Raw genomic sequence first — 15,339 nt, forward strand, 5'->3', positions numbered from 1 at the left:
GAGGGGGCGCTATCTTGCTACTTCCCCCACAGTCGCCGGGAATTATCTTCAATTTTGCCGTGAATACGCCGGTTCTGCATCGTACGCGTCCAGCTTGCTGATAGCCCCGCTGCCGACAGCAAACGGTGATATTGCGCATCATCAAACGGCTGATACCAGGCAATGGCCGCAGCATCATATACGCTGACGTCGCTCAACCGGGACGCCAGTTCCAGCGGCGCATCTGTGGATACCCTCCCCGCAACAATCACCCGATAGAGCCAGCCAACCTTGCCACTTGCCTGCATCTGTGCGCCCATATCGCTAATCGCGAAATGGAAATTGAGTTTAAAACAGGGGGAACGCGGCTGCGTCACCTGGATAAGCGCATCACCCCAACGGAAAATATCGCCAATAAATACCGTTTGCTCCGTCAGCCCCGTGGTGGAAAGGTTCTCGCCAAACGCCGGGGCGCAAAACAGCGATGCCTGCTCAGGGAAACGAGCAGCCCACCACGCATAATGTTCCCGCGGATAGTGGCACAGCGCGCGATCCGCACCGCCGTGGTAACTCTTTTCAGCTTGCTCATCGCCTGCAAGCCCGGTATCGGTAAGCATCAGTTCACCCTCAACCTGCAATTTGCCGATGGCGCTGGGCCGACTCCCTGCATAATCCCTGACTTTGCCAATAAACACGTCAACCGGATGGCGCATATTCTCTCCCTGGATAGTGTTGATTTACGCCACTATTAGACCACATTTTTTGTGCAGTAAACGTGCAGAAATGCGACCCCGGTTGCCATGCCGCCTCCACAGACGTGCTATCACTTAACCTGATATTTGAAACGCTATTTCATTCATTAAGGAGACCGTGCTGTGACCCACGAAACCCCATTCTCTGGCGTCTGGTGCCCTTCCATCACACCCATGGACAGCGAAGGACGAGTCGATCTGAACGGACTGAGCAAACATATTGCCCGTCTTAACGCGGCGAAAATTGATGTCATTTTGCTGATGGGCAGCATCGGTGAATTCGCCTCTCTCTCGATGGATGAGCGGCTATTAGTGATCCGCAAAGCGCGGGCGATGTCTCCCGGTACGATGGTCGCCAACGTCTCGTCGACCTGCTTCAACGATATTCTGAGTATGGCCGATGAAGCCTGGCGCACCGGCTACGAAGCCGTTATGGTGCTGCCACCTTATTATTACGGGCAAACGCCCGCGCAATTGTTAAGTTACTTCCGCGCGCTGGGTAAGGCGATCAGTGGTAAGTGGTTTGCCTATAACTTTCCGGCACGCACCGGCTGCGATCTGACCGCCGACCTGGTGGCAACCCTGGCGGCGGAATTCCCGGATTTTGCCGGTATTAAAGACACGGTGGATTGCCAGTCGCATACACGTAATCTCATTCTCGCGACGCAGAAAGTACGTGACGACTTCGCCGTACTGTCCGGGTATGACGAATATTATATTCCTAACCTGCTGGCGGGCGGCGCCGGGGTGATTTCCGGGCTGAACAACGTCATGCCGGAGCTGTTTGTAAAAGCCCGCGAAGCCTGGCGACAAGGCGATTTACCGACGCTACAGGATGCACAGCGTGAGATAGGCAGATTTATGGCGATTTACACCATCGGTGATGATTTTGTTACCACCATTAAAACCGTGGTGTCACGCAAGTTTGGCTACTGCACGCCGATTGCGCGCAACCCTGGCGGCGCGCTGAATGAGGAGCAGTGCCGCCAGGTTGATTGCCTCTTCGGGATTCAATAACTACACCGGCCGGATATGCGTAACGCTATCCAGCCTGCCGTTATTTCACTGTATTGCGTATCGCGATTTCCGCGGTTGCCCCTTTCACTTTGCGTGACCAAAGTGAGGTGAAAATCGGTACCAGAATCGAGGTGACGATCACCGAGGTTGCCACTAACGCGGTAGCCGCTGGCGCCATCGCTTTAAAATCCGGCACCATTTCGGCAATCAGCACCGGCGTGGCGACCGCCGCGCCCGCAGAGCTGGAGGCAGCCAGACCGGCAGTTCCATCCCCACCACCAAGCAGTTTATCGGCGAGAATCAGCGGAATGCCGGTGATCACAATCACTGCCAGACCTAACAAAATGCCCAATAGCCCGGTTTGTGCAATCACACTTAAATCGATGGTATTACCCAATGCGAACGCAAAGAATGGGATCAGCGTCTGCACCGCCTTGCTAAAGAATTCCCTCAGTTCCGGATCAAGGTTACCCAGTGCGAACCCCACCAGGAAGGGCAACACCGCACCCACAAACACATGCGGCTCAAACGGGGCGATACCCGCAGTACCGAGAATAATCATCGTCATCAACGGGCCGGACTCCAGCGACATCAACACAAACGCTCCGGCTTCCTCTTTCGTGCCGTATTGCTGCATGATCGACGCATAAAGCCCGCCGTTGGTCATATCCATTGAGGCCACCAACGCCAGCGTCGACAGCCCGGCAAAAAATCCGACTTCAACGCCGTGCGCCGGGATCACGCGCGATGCCACCGCCGCAACCACCCATGCCACGGCAATTTTGGTGACCACCAGCGTACCGGATTTCCGCAGTACCGTACCGGTCGCGCTCAGCTTGATCGACGCTCCCATGCAGAAAAACCACACTGCCAGGATTGGCACCGTACCGGTGATCATGCCGTTGGTAAAAGAGCCAAAATATTTACCCGCTCCCGGCGCAAAGGTGTGGCACAACGCACCGATGAACAAAGGAACCAGCATCATACCGCCCGGAATTCGCTCTATTGCACGTTTGATTTGCATATTTTCACCTGTCGTCAAAACCGTCTGATTTTGCTGCGCCGACCAGAAAACGCTCAGCGCCGATGAGGTGATGTTAGAACCCGTTTCCGGAGAGAAAAGTGATCAATCATGCATAACGAAACAATATTTCATTATTTTAGGATCATTGTTTTTATTGTCTGTTCTAATGTTTAACGACATAAAAAAACCCCCGTAGGCAGCGCCTGGCGGGGGTTTTGCCTCACCTTACGGTGAGTGACGAAACAGCCTTATTTTTTCGCCGCGAAACGCGCAGCAGCTTCGTCCCAGTTCACCACATTCCAGAACTCTTTGATGTAGTCCGGGCGGCGGTTCTGGAATTTCAGGTAGTAGGCGTGTTCCCAGACATCCAGCCCCAGGATCGGGAAGCCAGAGGCGCCGGAAATCGCTTCACCCATCAGCGGGGAATCCTGGTTTGCAGTAGAAACCACTGCCAGTTTGTCGCCTTTCAACACCAGCCATGCCCAGCCGGAGCCGAAGCGGGTCGCTGCTGCTTTTTCAAATTCTGCTTTGAAGTTATCAACGGAACCGAAATCACGCTCGATTGCCGCTTTCAGGTCACCCTGCAGGGTGGTGCCTTTTTTCAGACCTTTCCAGAACAGGCTGTGGTTCGCGTGGCCACCGGCGTTATTACGCAGAACGGTTTTTTTGTCCGCTGGCAGCTGGTCCAGTTTGGTGATCAGCTCTTCAGCAGACAGATTTGCGAACTCCGGCAGGCTTTCCAGCGCTGCGTTTGCATTGTTCACATAAGTCTGATGATGTTTGGTGTGATGGATTTCCATCGTTTGTTTGTCAAAGTGCGGCTCAAGGGCATCATACGCGTACGGCAGAGCAGGCAATGTATAGCTCATAATCATCTCCATTAAGGGTGTAAGCGGCTACTATGTTAACGCCGCGTAAGCAGTTGGTTCATTATAGTTAATTAAATGATATTGAAAATGTTTATCAATGCCGTAGTTTTTATAAGGTTATAACTTTTGGTTATGTTATTGAAATTGTGAAGCTGCTCACCTCTATAACGCGCTGATTGCCAGCTCTCGCCGTTACGCGGCAAACGCCTCAAGGTTAATCCTCTGACCGATTTTTACACTCATCGGGTCGGCTGCTCGTATCCCGGCGATAAAAACAAAGAGGATTGAAAATGAGTAACGCGATTACGATGGGTATTTTCTGGCATTTGATAGGTGCAGCCAGTGCAGCCTGTTTCTATGCCCCGTTTAAAAAGGTGAAACATTGGTCCTGGGAAACCATGTGGTCAGTCGGCGGCATCGTCTCTTGGTTGATCCTTCCCTGGACAATCAGCGCGCTGTTATTGCCTGATTTTTGGGCCTATTTCAGCTCGTTCAGTGCCTCCACGCTGCTGCCGGTGTTCCTGTTCGGCGCAATGTGGGGGATCGGTAACATCAACTATGGCCTGACCATGCGCTACCTGGGCATGTCGATGGGCATTGGTATCGCCATCGGCATTACGCTGATTGTCGGTACATTAATGACACCGATCATCAACGGTAACTTCTCGGTGCTGATTGGCACCGAAGGCGGTCGTATGACGCTGCTGGGCGTGCTGGTTGCCCTTATCGGCGTGGCTATCGTCACCCGTGCGGGCCAGTTGAAAGAGCGCAAAATGGGTATCAAAGCCGAAGAGTTCAGCCTGAAAAAAGGGCTGGCGCTGGCCATCATGTGTGGCGTTTTCTCCGCCGGGATGTCCTTTGCCATGAACGCCGCCAAACCGATGCACGAGGCCGCCGCGGCGCTCGGTATCGATCCGCTCTACACGGCGTTGCCAAGCTATGTGGTGATCATGGGTGGCGGCGCGCTGGTCAATCTCGGTTTCTGCTTTATTCGTCTGGCAAAAGTGAAGAACTTGTCGGTAAAAGCCGACTTCTCGCTGGCGAAGCCCCTGCTTATCAGCAATCTCCTGCTCTCTGCGTTGGGCGGTCTGATGTGGTATTTGCAGTTCTTCTTCTACGCCTGGGGTCACGCGCGTATTCCGGCGCAGTATGATTACATCAGTTGGATGCTGCACATGAGCTTCTACGTGTTGTGCGGCGGTATCGTCGGGCTGGTGCTGAAAGAGTGGAACAATGCGGGCAGACGCCCCGTGAGCGTACTGAGTCTGGGCTGCGTGGTGATCATCGTCGCCGCCAATATCGTTGGCCTCGGCATGGCCAACTGATCAGGCGGCAACACGACTACGATGACGCCACTGACCTGGCGTCATCCCCACTTCCCGGCTAAACACCACCGAAAAGTAGTTACTGTCTTCAAACCCGCACTGCATGGCGATTTCGCTGATCATCTGCTCGGAATGCTGCAACAGATACTGTGCATGACAAATGCGTAACTGGCGCAAATAGTGATTGATGGTCATCCCGGTCTGACTGCGGAATTGCTGGCGCAGCGCCCGCTCGCTGCACTGCTCCTGCTCACAGAACTGCTCCAACACAAAGCTGCGATTCAGGCTGCCGGACAGCGCAGTAATCAGCTTATCCAGCAGCGCTTCGCTGTGGGTAGCGGCAAGATTATCGGTGGCAAAACGGTGGCGTTTTAGCGTCAACACCAACTGCGCAAACAGCGTTTCCGCCATGAGATTGTCGAGGGGATCGGGTCTGCCGCTCTCGTGCTCAAGTTGCGTAATGACCTGTCGCGCCTGCGCCATACCGGTGCTGCCGATGCGCCAGTGTGGCGTCCATGGCGAGCCATTAAGCCCGGGAATATGCGCTGCCCAGTCGAGGTTCAAGGTCAACCGGTCCGGGCAGTAAATGATGTTTTGCAGCACCAGGTCGTTGACCGACGCGTAAGAGTGACAATCTTCCGCGCGGATGTAGAACAGGTCGCCACGGGTAATGCGATACGGGCGATCGTTAAGCACATGCAGGCCGTTGCCGCGCCATACCAGCACCAGTTCATAAAACTCATGGGTATGTTCGGCAAAGACATTTTGCGGATAGCGATCCGCCACCGCCACCGCCTGTCCGGTGCGGGGGAAGAAGTCCGCTTTACGAAGAATTAACTGGCCTGCCACAACGTCACCTCTGCCGTGAACAACCTGTGATTATTAGCGGAACTACGGCAAAAAATCGGTGATAGCCTTCTCGTTACTGAAGCAGCGTGTCGCGCCCCTGGCGGATGTCTCGCGGTGACCAGTCGAACTCGCGACGAAACAGTGTCGAAAAATGGTTGCTGTCGCCAAAGCCGCAGCGAAAGGCGATATCCGTCACGCTCTCGTCGCTATGACGCAGCATGTGCCGCGCTTTGATAAGCCGTAAACGGTTGAGATAACGCTGCGGAGTCAGGCCAGTCGACTGCTTAAGCTGGCGGTGCAGCGTGCGCAGAGAGAGCGTAAATTGCTCTGCCAGCGACTCCCAGCAAATATCCTCCGCGAAGTGATCTTCCAGCCACAGCATCAACTGATTGAGCCGGGCGTCGTTGTTTGCTGCGCCCTCTTGCAGGCTGCTTTTACGCAGTAACACCAGCAGTTGCATAAACAGGATCTCGCGGTTGGCGATACCGTGAGTATCCATCTCCAAATCCATCTCTTCCATCTGACTGATGATACCGCGCACCTGAGTCAGGGTGTGCTGATTCACCCGCCAGTGCGAGGGATAGTGCCCGTCCTGCTCCTGCGGCAACAACAGATTCAGTCCGGATAAAAACTGGAATGCATCCGGCGAACGGTACAGAACATTGGTCAGACAAAGGTTGTCAGTATGTTCATACAAGTGCCGGTCATGGTCGCGGACAAAACAGACCGTCCCGCCGCTGATGGTGTAGGGCTGACCGTTAAAAACGTGGATCCCTGTGCCATGCTCAACAATCACAATTTCATGGAAATCATGGTGATGCTCAGGAAACGCCGCCTGGGGTAATCGCGGTTCAATGGCGACAGGCGATTTACCTGACGGAAAAAAATCCACGCTATGAAGTACGGTCATACTCACCCCCAACCCAACAATGAGAAAAGTTCTCAAAATAGTAATTAAGGGTTTGCAACCTCACCTTAAATTTTCGACAGCATTTCGCGCATAGGCTGCCGTTTTTTCAAGAAACGGCCGGAAAGATCGGGAAATGTGGCAAGGGTCACAATGGCCCCAACCCCCACCAGAACTGGAAACTGTGAACTCTCTCACGTTCACCTTTGCTTTCTTGCCAGCGCGAAATCGCCACTGTCCGTAACAAGAAGGTACGGCACATCGCCCTTTTTTAGACTGTCTGCAATGACTCTAAGAAGGACCCCATCATGACTTTTCGCCATTGTGTTGCAGTTGACTTAGGCGCCTCCAGCGGACGTGTAATGCTGGCGCGTTACGATCGCCAACAACGCACACTCACCCTTCGCGAAATCCACCGTTTTGTTAACTGTCTGCAAAAAACAGAAGGTTTCGATTGCTGGGATATCGACAGCCTGGAAGCGGAGATCCGTCTGGGGCTGCACAAAGTCTGTGAAGAAGGCATTCAACCAGACAGCATCGGCATCGATACCTGGGGCGTGGATTATGTGCTGATCAACAGCCAGGGCGAACGCGTGGGTTTGCCCATCGCCTACCGCGACGACCGCACCGACGGTGTGATGCAACGTGCGATGCAATCGCCGGGCAAAACCGACATTTATCTGCGCAGCGGCATTCAGTTTTTACCCTTTAACACCCTTTATCAACTGCGTGCGCTGGCGGAACAGCAGCCAGAACTGCTGGAGCAGGCTACTCATGCGCTGCTGATCCCCGATTACTTCAGTTACCGACTGACCGGCAATCTAAACTGGGAATACACCAACGCCACCACCACTCAACTGGTCAATATCAACACCGATAACTGGGACAGTACGCTACTGGACTGGGCTGGCGTTCCGGCTCACTGGTTCGGCACGCCCACCCATCCGGGTAATGTGATCGGTCAATGGATCTGCCCGCAGAATAACGCCATCCCGGTGGTTGCCGTCGCCAGCCATGACACCGCCAGCGCCGTCATTGCCGCACCGCTGGCGGATAAGGATGCCGCCTATTTGTCGTCCGGCACCTGGTCGCTGATGGGTTTTGAGAGCAAAACCCCCTACACCAGCAATCACGCACTGGCAGCCAATATCACCAACGAAGGCGGAGCAGAAGGCCGCTACCGTGTGCTGAAAAACATTATGGGGCTGTGGCTGCTGCAACGTGTGCTGAAAGAACAGGCAATCGCCGACCTGCCCGCACTGATTGCCCAAACGGAACGGCTCCCCGCCTGCCAGTTCATCATCAACCCCAACGAGGATCGCTTTATCAACCCGGACAACATGAGCGCCGAAATCCAGGCTGCTTGCCGGGAAGCGGGTCAGCAGATACCACAAAACGCGGCTGAACTGGCGCGCTGTATCTTCGACAGCCTTGCACTGCTGTATGCCGATGTGCTGGGCGAGCTGGCAAGCCTGCGCGGCAAACCCTTTACTCGCCTGCATGTGGTGGGAGGCGGTTGCCAGAACCAGGTGCTGAACCAGCTCTGCGCAGATGCCTGTGGTTTGCCCGTAGTCGCTGGCCCGGTAGAAGCCTCCACGCTCGGCAATATCGGCGTGCAACTGATGACGCTGGATGAACTCAGCAATGTTGATGATTTTCGCCAGGTGGTGGTCGCGAACCACTCCCTGATGACGTTTACCCCGAATCCTGACAATGAAATCGCCCGCTATGTCGCGCGCTTTCAGCAAAAACGACAAACCAAGGAGCTATGCGCATGACCACTCAACTTGAACAAGCCTGGGAAATTGCTCAACAGCGTTTCGACGCGGTAGGCATTGATGTCGAGGAGGCGTTGCGTCAGCTCGATCGCCTGCCGGTATCCATGCACTGCTGGCAGGGCGATGACGTCGCCGGTTTTGAAAACCCGGAAGGCAGCCTGACTGGTGGTATCCAGGCCACCGGGAACTACCCGGGTAAAGCGCGCAATGCCACGGAACTTCGTGCCGATCTGGAGCAGGCTCTGAGTCTGATCCCGGGTCCAAAACGCCTTAATCTTCACGCGATTTATCATGAAGCAGATGCACCTGTCGCGCGTAACGAAATCAAACCGGAACATTTTAAAAACTGGGTGGCATGGGCAAAAGCCAACAAACTGGGGCTGGATTTCAACCCGTCCTGTTTTTCGCACCCGTTGAGCGCCGATGGCTTTACCCTCTCGCACGCGAACGATGAGATCCGTCAGTTCTGGATTGACCATGTAAAAGCCAGCCGCCGTGTTTCTGCGTGGTTCGGCGAGCAACTGGGGACGCCGTCGGTGATGAATATCTGGATCCCGGACGGCATGAAAGATGTCACCGTCGACCGCCTGGCACCACGCCAGCGTCTGCTGAATGCGCTCGACGAGGCAATCAGCGAAAAACTGAACCCGGCGCACCATATCGATGCCGTGGAGAGCAAACTGTTCGGGATAGGCGCGGAAAGCTATACCGTTGGCTCCAACGAGTTCTATATGGGCTACGCCACCAGCCGCCAGACCGCCCTGTGCCTGGATGCCGGCCACTTCCATCCGACCGAAGTGATCTCCGACAAAATCTCCGCCGCCATGCTGTATGTGCCGCGCTTACTGCTGCACGTCAGCCGCCCGGTACGCTGGGACAGCGACCACGTGGTCCTGCTGGATGACGAAACCCAGGCCATCGCCAGTGAAATCATTCGCCACAAACTGTTTGACCGCGTGCATATCGGCCTCGACTTCTTCGACGCCTCCATTAACCGTATCGCCGCCTGGGTGATCGGCACCCGCAATATGAAAAAAGCGCTGCTGCGTGCGCTGCTGGAGCCGGTTGATCAACTGCGCCAACTGGAAGCCGATGGCGACTACACCGCGCGTCTGGCATTGCTGGAAGAGCAGAAATCCCTGCCATGGCAGGCGGTATGGGAAATGTATTGCCAGCGCCATGACACCCCGGCAGGCAGCCAGTGGCTGGAAAGCGTGCGGGCATATGAGAAAAACGTATTACGCAAACGCGGGTAACCCTTTTAATCCTCTCCCGGCAAGGGAGAGGGAGAAAACCATTGTCAGTGTGAGGGGAAAACCCCGCACCGTATTAACAGGAACCACAAGACTATGCAGACCATTATTGATTCCTGGTTCGTCCAGGGCATGATCAAAGCCACCTCCGACGCCTGGCTGAAAGGGTGGGATGAGCGCAACGGCGGCAACCTGACGTTGCGTCTCGACGAGGCGGACATTGCCCCGTTTGCCGCGGATTTTCATCAAAAGCCACGTTATATCGCACTGAGCCAGCCGATGCCGTTACTGGCTAACACACCGTTTATCGTCACCGGTTCCGGCAAATTCTTCCGCAATGTACAGCTCGATCCGGCAGCAAATTTAGGCGTGGTCAAGGTGGACAGTGACGGTGCGGGTTATCACATTCTGTGGGGGCTGACTCACGAAGCGGTGCCGACCTCCGAGCTGCCGGCACACTTTCTGTCTCATTGTGAACGTATTAAAGCCACTGGCGGCAACGATCGCGTGATCATGCACTGTCATGCCACCAACCTGATTGCCCTGACCTACGTGTTGGAAAACCACGCCGACCTCATCACCCGCAAATTGTGGGAAGGCAGTACCGAGTGTCTGGTGGTGTTCCCGGACGGCGTAGGCATTCTGCCGTGGATGGTGCCAGGTACTGACGAAATCGGCCAGGCCACCGCCGCCGATATGCAAAAACATTCGCTGGTGTTGTGGCCCTTCCACGGCGTCTTTGGCAGCGGCCCGACGCTGGATGAAACCTTTGGTCTGATCGACACCGCCGAGAAGTCTGCGGAAGTGCTGGTAAAAATCTATTCGATGGGCGGAATGAAACAGACCATCTCGCAAGCAGAACTGATTGCATTGGGCAAACGCTTTGGCGTGACCCCGCTGCAATCCGCCATTGATTTGTACCAATAACAACATCGCGCCCCGTTCACTGAGACGGGGCGAATACTGTCACCTGCAAACCCTACAAACACTAACTTATGTGGAGTAAAAGCAATGAAAACAAAAGCAAGCTTGATCCTCACCGTTGCCATTCTGGCGTTGTCCGGTTCCGCTGTCGCTGAAGTAAAAATCGCCCTGGTGGCGAAATCTTTGGGTAATGGCTTTTTTGAAGCAGCAAACACCGGCGCGCAGGAAGCAGCCAAAGAGTTAGGAGATGTCAAAGTCATTTATACCGGCCCGACCACCACGACGGCCGAAGCCCAGATCGAAGTCCTGAATGGTCTGATCGCCCAGGGGGTGGATGCGATCGCCATTTCGGCCAACGATCCGGATGCGGTCGTGCCGGTACTGAAAAAAGCCATGCAGCGCGGCATCAAAGTGGTTTCCTGGGATTCCGGCGTCGCCAAAGCCGGGCGACAGATCCATTTGAATCCATCCAATAACGCTCTGATTGGCGAAACCAACGTCAAACTCGCCGCTGACGCGCTAAAAGCGCTGAACGTCGAGAAAGGCGATGTGGCTATTCTCAGCGCCACTCCGACCTCCACCAACCAGAATATCTGGATTGCGGAGATGAAAAAGGTGCTGCCGAAATACCCGTCCATCAACCTGGTGAATGTCGCCTACGGTGATGACTTGTCGGATAAGAGCTACCGCGAAGCGGTGGGTCTGCTGAAATCCTACCCGGACCTGAAAGTGATCGTTTCGCCGTCATCCGTCGGGATTGTTGCCGCGGCACAGGCGGTAAAAGACCAGGGCAAGATCGGGAAAGTGTATGTCACCGGGCTTGGGTTGCCGTCTGAAATGGCGGGGGCAATTAAATCTGGCGCAAGTAAAAGCTTCGCTATCTGGAACCCAATCGACCTTGGCTATGCAGCAACCTATTTAGCCGATGATCTGGTGAAAGGAACGGCGACCAAAACCGAAGCCAGCATGGGCAAACTCGGCAAGGTCAAACTGGATGCCGACGGCAGCGGCGCAATGGCGGAGCCCTTCGTCTACGATGCCAGCAACATTGATAAGTTCTCAAAGATTTTCTGATCCCTTTCTCCTTCTCCCGGCAGGGAGAGGGAATACAAGACCCGGAGAACATTCATGACGGCATCCACCCCATTGCTATCCCTTAAGGGCATCACCAAAGTCTTTCCTGGTGTGCGCGCCCTTGAGAATGTACAGCTCGATCTCTGGCCCGGAAAAGTCACCGCACTCATTGGTGAAAACGGCGCAGGGAAATCCACACTGGTCAAAGTGATGACCGGTATTTACCAACCTGAAGAGGGCGAAATTCTCTACAAAGCGATCCCCATTTCACTCCCTACGCCGGAGTCCGCCCATAAGATGGGTATCACCGCCATTCACCAGGAAACGGTTCTGTTCGATGAACTCTCCGTGACCGAGAATATTTTTGTCGGCCAGTACCGCTATAAAGGGCTTCTGAAGACACTCGACTGGTCCGCGATGCATCAGCAAGCCCGCGAGATCCTCACCCGGCTGGAAGTACAGATCGATCCGCACGCTACTTTAAAAACACTGAGTATCGCGCAGCGGCATATGGTAGCCATTGCCCGTGCATTGTCGTTTGAAGCGCAGGTGGTCATTCTGGATGAACCCACCGCCGCACTCTCGCAGCATGAGATTCTGGAGTTTTACCAAATCGTCGAGCGCCTGAAACAGGAAGGTAAAGCGATCCTGTTTATCTCGCACAAATTTGATGAAATTTTTGAACTGGCGGATCACTACACCATTTTGCGGGATGGGGTGTATGTCGATTCCGGCGCAATTAATGCCATCACTGAAGAGCGAATGGTGGCAATGATGGTTGGGCGCGCCATGACGCAGAGCTGGCCGAAAGTGCATTGTGAGCCAGGTGAAACGGTGCTGGAAGTGAGGGATCTGTGCCATCCCACCGAATTTGCTCACATAACCTTTTCGCTACGCAAAGGCGAGATCCTTGGTTTTTATGGCCTGGTTGGCGCAGGTCGCACCGAGCTCATGCAGGCTCTATCCGGCGTTTCACGCCCCTCATCCGGCGCCATTATTCTGCATGGTAAAAGCGTGCATTTTCGCCAACCCGCCGATGCCATTAACGCGGGCATTGTGTGTGTGCCCGAAGAGCGGCAAAAGCAGGGCGCGATTATTGAACTCTCCATCGCCCAGAACATCAGCCTACCGCAGCTCAGCAAATTAAACCGCAACGGTGTATTGAACGATGCCCGCGAATCGGCGCTGGCGGATGAGTATGCCCGCCGCTTACAGGTAAAAGCGTTTAGCTGGCGGCAGGCGGTGGAAACCCTCTCTGGCGGCAATCAGCAAAAAGTGGTGATCGGCAAATGGCTCGCCACCCACCCGGACGTCATTATCCTCGATGAGCCTACGAAGGGGATTGATATCGGCTCAAAAGCGGCGGTGCATCAGTTTATGTCTGAACTGGTGGCACACGGGCTGGCGGTGATCATGGTCTCTTCCGAACTGCCTGAAGTGATGGGCATGGCGGACAGAGTCATTGTGATGCACGAAGGCCTGATGGTGGCGGAATACAAGGCAGGTGAAGCCACAGCGGAAACCATTGTCAGCGCTGCCAGTGGCGCAGGTAAGGAGGCGGCATAATGTGGCAACAACTGCTTAAACACCGTGAAGCCTTGCTGGCCGGGGTGATTGTGCTGCTGGTGCTGGTCATTGGCAGCCGGGTGCCTTCGTTTATCGGTCCGGGCAATCTCGTCGAAATGTTCAACGATACCGCCATTCTGATCATTCTTGCACTTGGGCAGATGATGGTACTGCTTACCAAAGGGATCGATCTGTCGATGGCGGCGAATCTGGCGCTGACGGGCATGATTGTCGCGCTGATTAACTTCCACCATCCGGATGTGCCGGTATGGTCACTGCTGCTGCTGGCGACGGTGCTCGGGTTGGTGATGGGCATGATCAACGGCCTGCTGGTGTGGAAACTGGGGATCCCAGCGATTGTTGTTACCCTCGGCACCATGAGCATCTATCGCGGGATGATCTTTTTACTCTCCGGCGGCGGCTGGGTGAACGCCAACCAAATGAGCGCTGATTTTCTCGGCCTGCCGCGATCGGGCGTGTTAGGGCTCCCGGTACTGAGCTGGTGCGCTGTCGCGGCGCTGCTGCTGGTGGGGTATTTCCTGCGTTATAGCCGCACCGGGCGCGCACTCTACACCGCAGGCGGAAACGCCACTGCGGCGTACTACACCGGGATCAATGCCGGGAAAATGCAGTTTATTAGCTTCTGCCTTTCCGGCGCGCTGGCAGGCTTTTGCGGTTATCTGTGGATTTCCCGTTTCGCCGTGGCGTATGTCGATGTGGCGAACGGTTTTGAGCTGCAAGTCGTGGCAGCCTGTGTGATTGGTGGCATCAGCACCATGGGCGGAACCGGGCGCGTAACGGGTTGCCTGCTTGGCGCACTGTTTCTTGGTGTGATCAATAACGCCCTGCCCGTCATCGGTATTTCTCCCTTCTGGCAAATGGCCATCTCCGGCACGGTGATTGTGATTGCGGTTCTGCTCAACGAACGCGGCAACAAGCGCAAAGGTCGCTTGATCCTGCGTGATGCAGCACTGGCGCGACAGAAACAGGCGGTGAAATCATGAGCAAAACACTGACGTCCGACGCGGTAAAACCGGAACCCGCCGCAGCATCACGCTTTCAGCGGCTGTTGTGCTGGGAAGGTTTTTTACTGGCGGTAACGCTGGCGGTCTTTGTGGCCAACGCCCTCGCCTCACCCTACTTTCTCAATATCTGGAACCTGTCGGACGCGACATTCAACTTTACCGAGAAGGCCATCATCGTTTTACCGATGGCGATGCTGATTATCGCCCGGGAAATCGATCTTTCCGTCGCGTCCACTATGGCGCTTAGCTCAACGGTGATGGGATTTTGCGCCCAGGCGGGTATGAATACGCCACTGTTAGTGTGTGTGGGTCTGGGTGTCGGTCTGCTGTGCGGGTTGTGTAACGGCATCCTGGTGACACGTTTTAATCTCTCTTCAATTGTTATCACCATCGGCACCATGAGCCTGTATCGCGGCATTACGTACATTCTGCTTGGCGATCAGGCGTTGAACACCTGGCCTGAGAGCTTCGCCTGGTTTGGTCAGGGGTATGTATGGGGCGCGCTGTCGTTTGAGTTTGCGCTGTTTATTGTGCTGGCGGCGATATTTGCCTTTCTGCTGCATAAAACCAACTTTGGCCGCCGGACCTACGCCATTGGTAATAACCCGACCGGCGCCTGGTACTCCGGTATCAATGTTAAGCGGCATAACCTGATCCTGTTTGCCCTGGTCGGGCTGATGGCGGGCCTGGCGGCGGTGTTGCTGACCTCACGCCTCGGCAGTACCCGCCCGACGCTGGCGCTGGGTTGGGAGCTGTCCGTGGTGACGATGGCGGTACTTGGCGGCGTCAATATTCTTGGTGGAGCCGGCAGTATGGTGGGCGTGATCATTGCCGCCTTCCTGATGGGGATGGTGACTTTTGGCCTGAGCCTGCTCAACGTGCCGGGCATTGTGATGTCGATTGTCGTCGGCGCAATGCTGATCGTGGTGATTTCACTGCCGATTATTACCCGCCGGATCGTCCAGCGCAGGCGAATGTAAGTCTGCGCTGACCCAAT

14 protein-coding genes are annotated in these 15,339 nt (G+C 55.1%); 9 read left to right on the forward strand and 5 right to left on the reverse strand.

The features are described 5' to 3' along the window. Window positions 1–17: 17 nt before the first annotated feature. Window positions 18–692, reverse strand: a complete 675-nt coding sequence (gene yiiM, locus O9K67_RS24075) for a 6-hydroxyaminopurine reductase (RefSeq protein ID WP_061499391.1) — start codon at window positions 690–692, stop codon at window positions 18–20. Window positions 693–905: 213 nt separating this feature from the next. Between yiiM and O9K67_RS24080 the strand changes: the two genes are divergently transcribed. Beyond that, window positions 906–1,748 carry a dihydrodipicolinate synthase family protein gene (locus tag O9K67_RS24080; RefSeq protein ID WP_408612880.1) on the forward strand — a complete coding sequence of 281 codons (843 nt, stop codon included), beginning with the start codon at window positions 906–908 and terminating at the stop codon, window positions 1,746–1,748. A 40-nt stretch (window positions 1,749–1,788) separates the two neighbouring features. Here O9K67_RS24080 and kdgT read toward each other — a convergent pair whose 3' ends face one another. Together kdgT and sodA are read right to left on the reverse strand one after the other, a co-directional pair. Beyond that, window positions 1,789–2,772, reverse strand: coding sequence for a 2-keto-3-deoxygluconate transporter (kdgT, locus tag O9K67_RS24085; protein WP_061499397.1), 984 nt, complete (start codon window positions 2,770–2,772; stop codon window positions 1,789–1,791). Window positions 2,773–3,020: 248 nt separating this feature from the next. After that, entirely contained in the window at window positions 3,021–3,641 is a 621-nt protein-coding gene (gene sodA / locus O9K67_RS24090) for a superoxide dismutase [Mn] (RefSeq protein WP_061499400.1), read from the reverse strand. A gap of 290 nt (window positions 3,642–3,931) precedes the next feature. Between sodA and rhaT the strand changes: the two genes are divergently transcribed. Next, a complete protein-coding gene (gene rhaT / locus O9K67_RS24095) occupies window positions 3,932–4,966 on the forward strand; it encodes an L-rhamnose/proton symporter RhaT (protein ID WP_061499402.1) in 1,035 nt (344 codons plus the stop codon). Here rhaT and rhaR read toward each other — a convergent pair whose 3' ends face one another. Both rhaR and rhaS (O9K67_RS24105) read right to left on the reverse strand, forming a co-directional pair. Beyond that, window positions 4,967–5,815, reverse strand: a complete 849-nt coding sequence (gene rhaR / locus O9K67_RS24100; RefSeq protein ID WP_061499404.1) for an HTH-type transcriptional activator RhaR — start codon at window positions 5,813–5,815, stop codon at window positions 4,967–4,969. Between the two features lie 73 nt (window positions 5,816–5,888). Then, on the reverse strand, window positions 5,889–6,725 hold the full coding sequence (rhaS, locus tag O9K67_RS24105; RefSeq protein ID WP_061499407.1) for an HTH-type transcriptional activator RhaS: 837 nt from the start codon (window positions 6,723–6,725) through the stop codon (window positions 5,889–5,891). Between the two features lie 305 nt (window positions 6,726–7,030). Between rhaS (O9K67_RS24105) and rhaB the strand changes: the two genes are divergently transcribed. The 7 genes from rhaB (at window position 7,031) to O9K67_RS24140 (ending at window position 15,322) form a co-directional block, all read left to right on the forward strand. Further along, the gene (gene rhaB / locus O9K67_RS24110; protein ID WP_061499412.1) at window positions 7,031–8,500 is read left to right on the forward strand and encodes a rhamnulokinase; all 1,470 of its coding nucleotides are present in this window, start codon (window positions 7,031–7,033) and stop codon (window positions 8,498–8,500) included. Beyond that, entirely contained in the window at window positions 8,497–9,756 is a 1,260-nt protein-coding gene (locus tag O9K67_RS24115) for an L-rhamnose isomerase (RefSeq protein ID WP_061499415.1), read from the forward strand. The genes rhaB and O9K67_RS24115 overlap by 4 nt, the downstream gene beginning before the upstream one ends. Before the next feature lie 93 nt (window positions 9,757–9,849). Further along, window positions 9,850–10,680, forward strand: a complete 831-nt coding sequence (gene rhaD, locus O9K67_RS24120; RefSeq protein WP_061499417.1) for a rhamnulose-1-phosphate aldolase — start codon at window positions 9,850–9,852, stop codon at window positions 10,678–10,680. Window positions 10,681–10,764: 84 nt separating this feature from the next. Then, window positions 10,765–11,751 (forward strand): rhamnose ABC transporter substrate-binding protein, encoded by a 987-nt coding sequence (rhaS, locus tag O9K67_RS24125; protein ID WP_061499419.1) that lies wholly within the window; start codon window positions 10,765–10,767, stop codon window positions 11,749–11,751. 54 nt (window positions 11,752–11,805) lie between these two features. Further along, on the forward strand, window positions 11,806–13,317 hold the full coding sequence (locus O9K67_RS24130; RefSeq protein WP_061499423.1) for a sugar ABC transporter ATP-binding protein: 1,512 nt from the start codon (window positions 11,806–11,808) through the stop codon (window positions 13,315–13,317). Beyond that, window positions 13,317–14,321: an ABC transporter permease gene (locus O9K67_RS24135; RefSeq protein ID WP_061499427.1), complete on the forward strand. Its 1,005-nt coding sequence runs from the start codon at window positions 13,317–13,319 to the stop codon at window positions 14,319–14,321. The genes O9K67_RS24130 and O9K67_RS24135 overlap by 1 nt, the downstream gene beginning before the upstream one ends. Further along, a complete protein-coding gene (locus O9K67_RS24140) occupies window positions 14,318–15,322 on the forward strand; it encodes an ABC transporter permease (RefSeq protein WP_061499430.1) in 1,005 nt (334 codons plus the stop codon). The genes O9K67_RS24135 and O9K67_RS24140 overlap by 4 nt, the downstream gene beginning before the upstream one ends. Window positions 15,323–15,339 lie beyond the last annotated feature (17 nt).

Origin of the sequence: Kosakonia oryzendophytica (assembly GCF_027886705.1) — a bacterium.
Lineage (GTDB): Bacteria > Pseudomonadota > Gammaproteobacteria > Enterobacterales > Enterobacteriaceae > Kosakonia > Kosakonia oryzendophytica.

What these genes read in the sequence shown, in the direction of transcription:
- yiiM (WP_061499391.1), bottom strand. Translation starts at nt 692, where the DNA reads ATGCGCCATCCGGTTGACGTGTTTATTGGCAAAGTCAGGGATTATGCA.
- O9K67_RS24080 (WP_408612880.1), top strand. Translation starts at nt 906, where the DNA reads ATGGACAGCGAAGGACGAGTCGATCTGAACGGACTGAGCAAACATATT.
- kdgT (WP_061499397.1), bottom strand. Translation starts at nt 2,772, where the DNA reads ATGCAAATCAAACGTGCAATAGAGCGAATTCCGGGCGGTATGATGCTG.
- sodA (WP_061499400.1), bottom strand. Translation starts at nt 3,641, where the DNA reads ATGAGCTATACATTGCCTGCTCTGCCGTACGCGTATGATGCCCTTGAG.
- rhaT (WP_061499402.1), top strand. Translation starts at nt 3,932, where the DNA reads ATGAGTAACGCGATTACGATGGGTATTTTCTGGCATTTGATAGGTGCA.
- rhaS (WP_061499407.1), bottom strand. Translation starts at nt 6,725, where the DNA reads ATGACCGTACTTCATAGCGTGGATTTTTTTCCGTCAGGTAAATCGCCT.
- rhaB (WP_061499412.1), top strand. Translation starts at nt 7,031, where the DNA reads ATGACTTTTCGCCATTGTGTTGCAGTTGACTTAGGCGCCTCCAGCGGA.
- O9K67_RS24115 (WP_061499415.1), top strand. Translation starts at nt 8,497, where the DNA reads ATGACCACTCAACTTGAACAAGCCTGGGAAATTGCTCAACAGCGTTTC.
- rhaD (WP_061499417.1), top strand. Translation starts at nt 9,850, where the DNA reads ATGCAGACCATTATTGATTCCTGGTTCGTCCAGGGCATGATCAAAGCC.
- rhaS (WP_061499419.1), top strand. Translation starts at nt 10,765, where the DNA reads ATGAAAACAAAAGCAAGCTTGATCCTCACCGTTGCCATTCTGGCGTTG.
- O9K67_RS24130 (WP_061499423.1), top strand. Translation starts at nt 11,806, where the DNA reads ATGACGGCATCCACCCCATTGCTATCCCTTAAGGGCATCACCAAAGTC.
- O9K67_RS24135 (WP_061499427.1), top strand. Translation starts at nt 13,317, where the DNA reads ATGTGGCAACAACTGCTTAAACACCGTGAAGCCTTGCTGGCCGGGGTG.
- O9K67_RS24140 (WP_061499430.1), top strand. Translation starts at nt 14,318, where the DNA reads ATGAGCAAAACACTGACGTCCGACGCGGTAAAACCGGAACCCGCCGCA.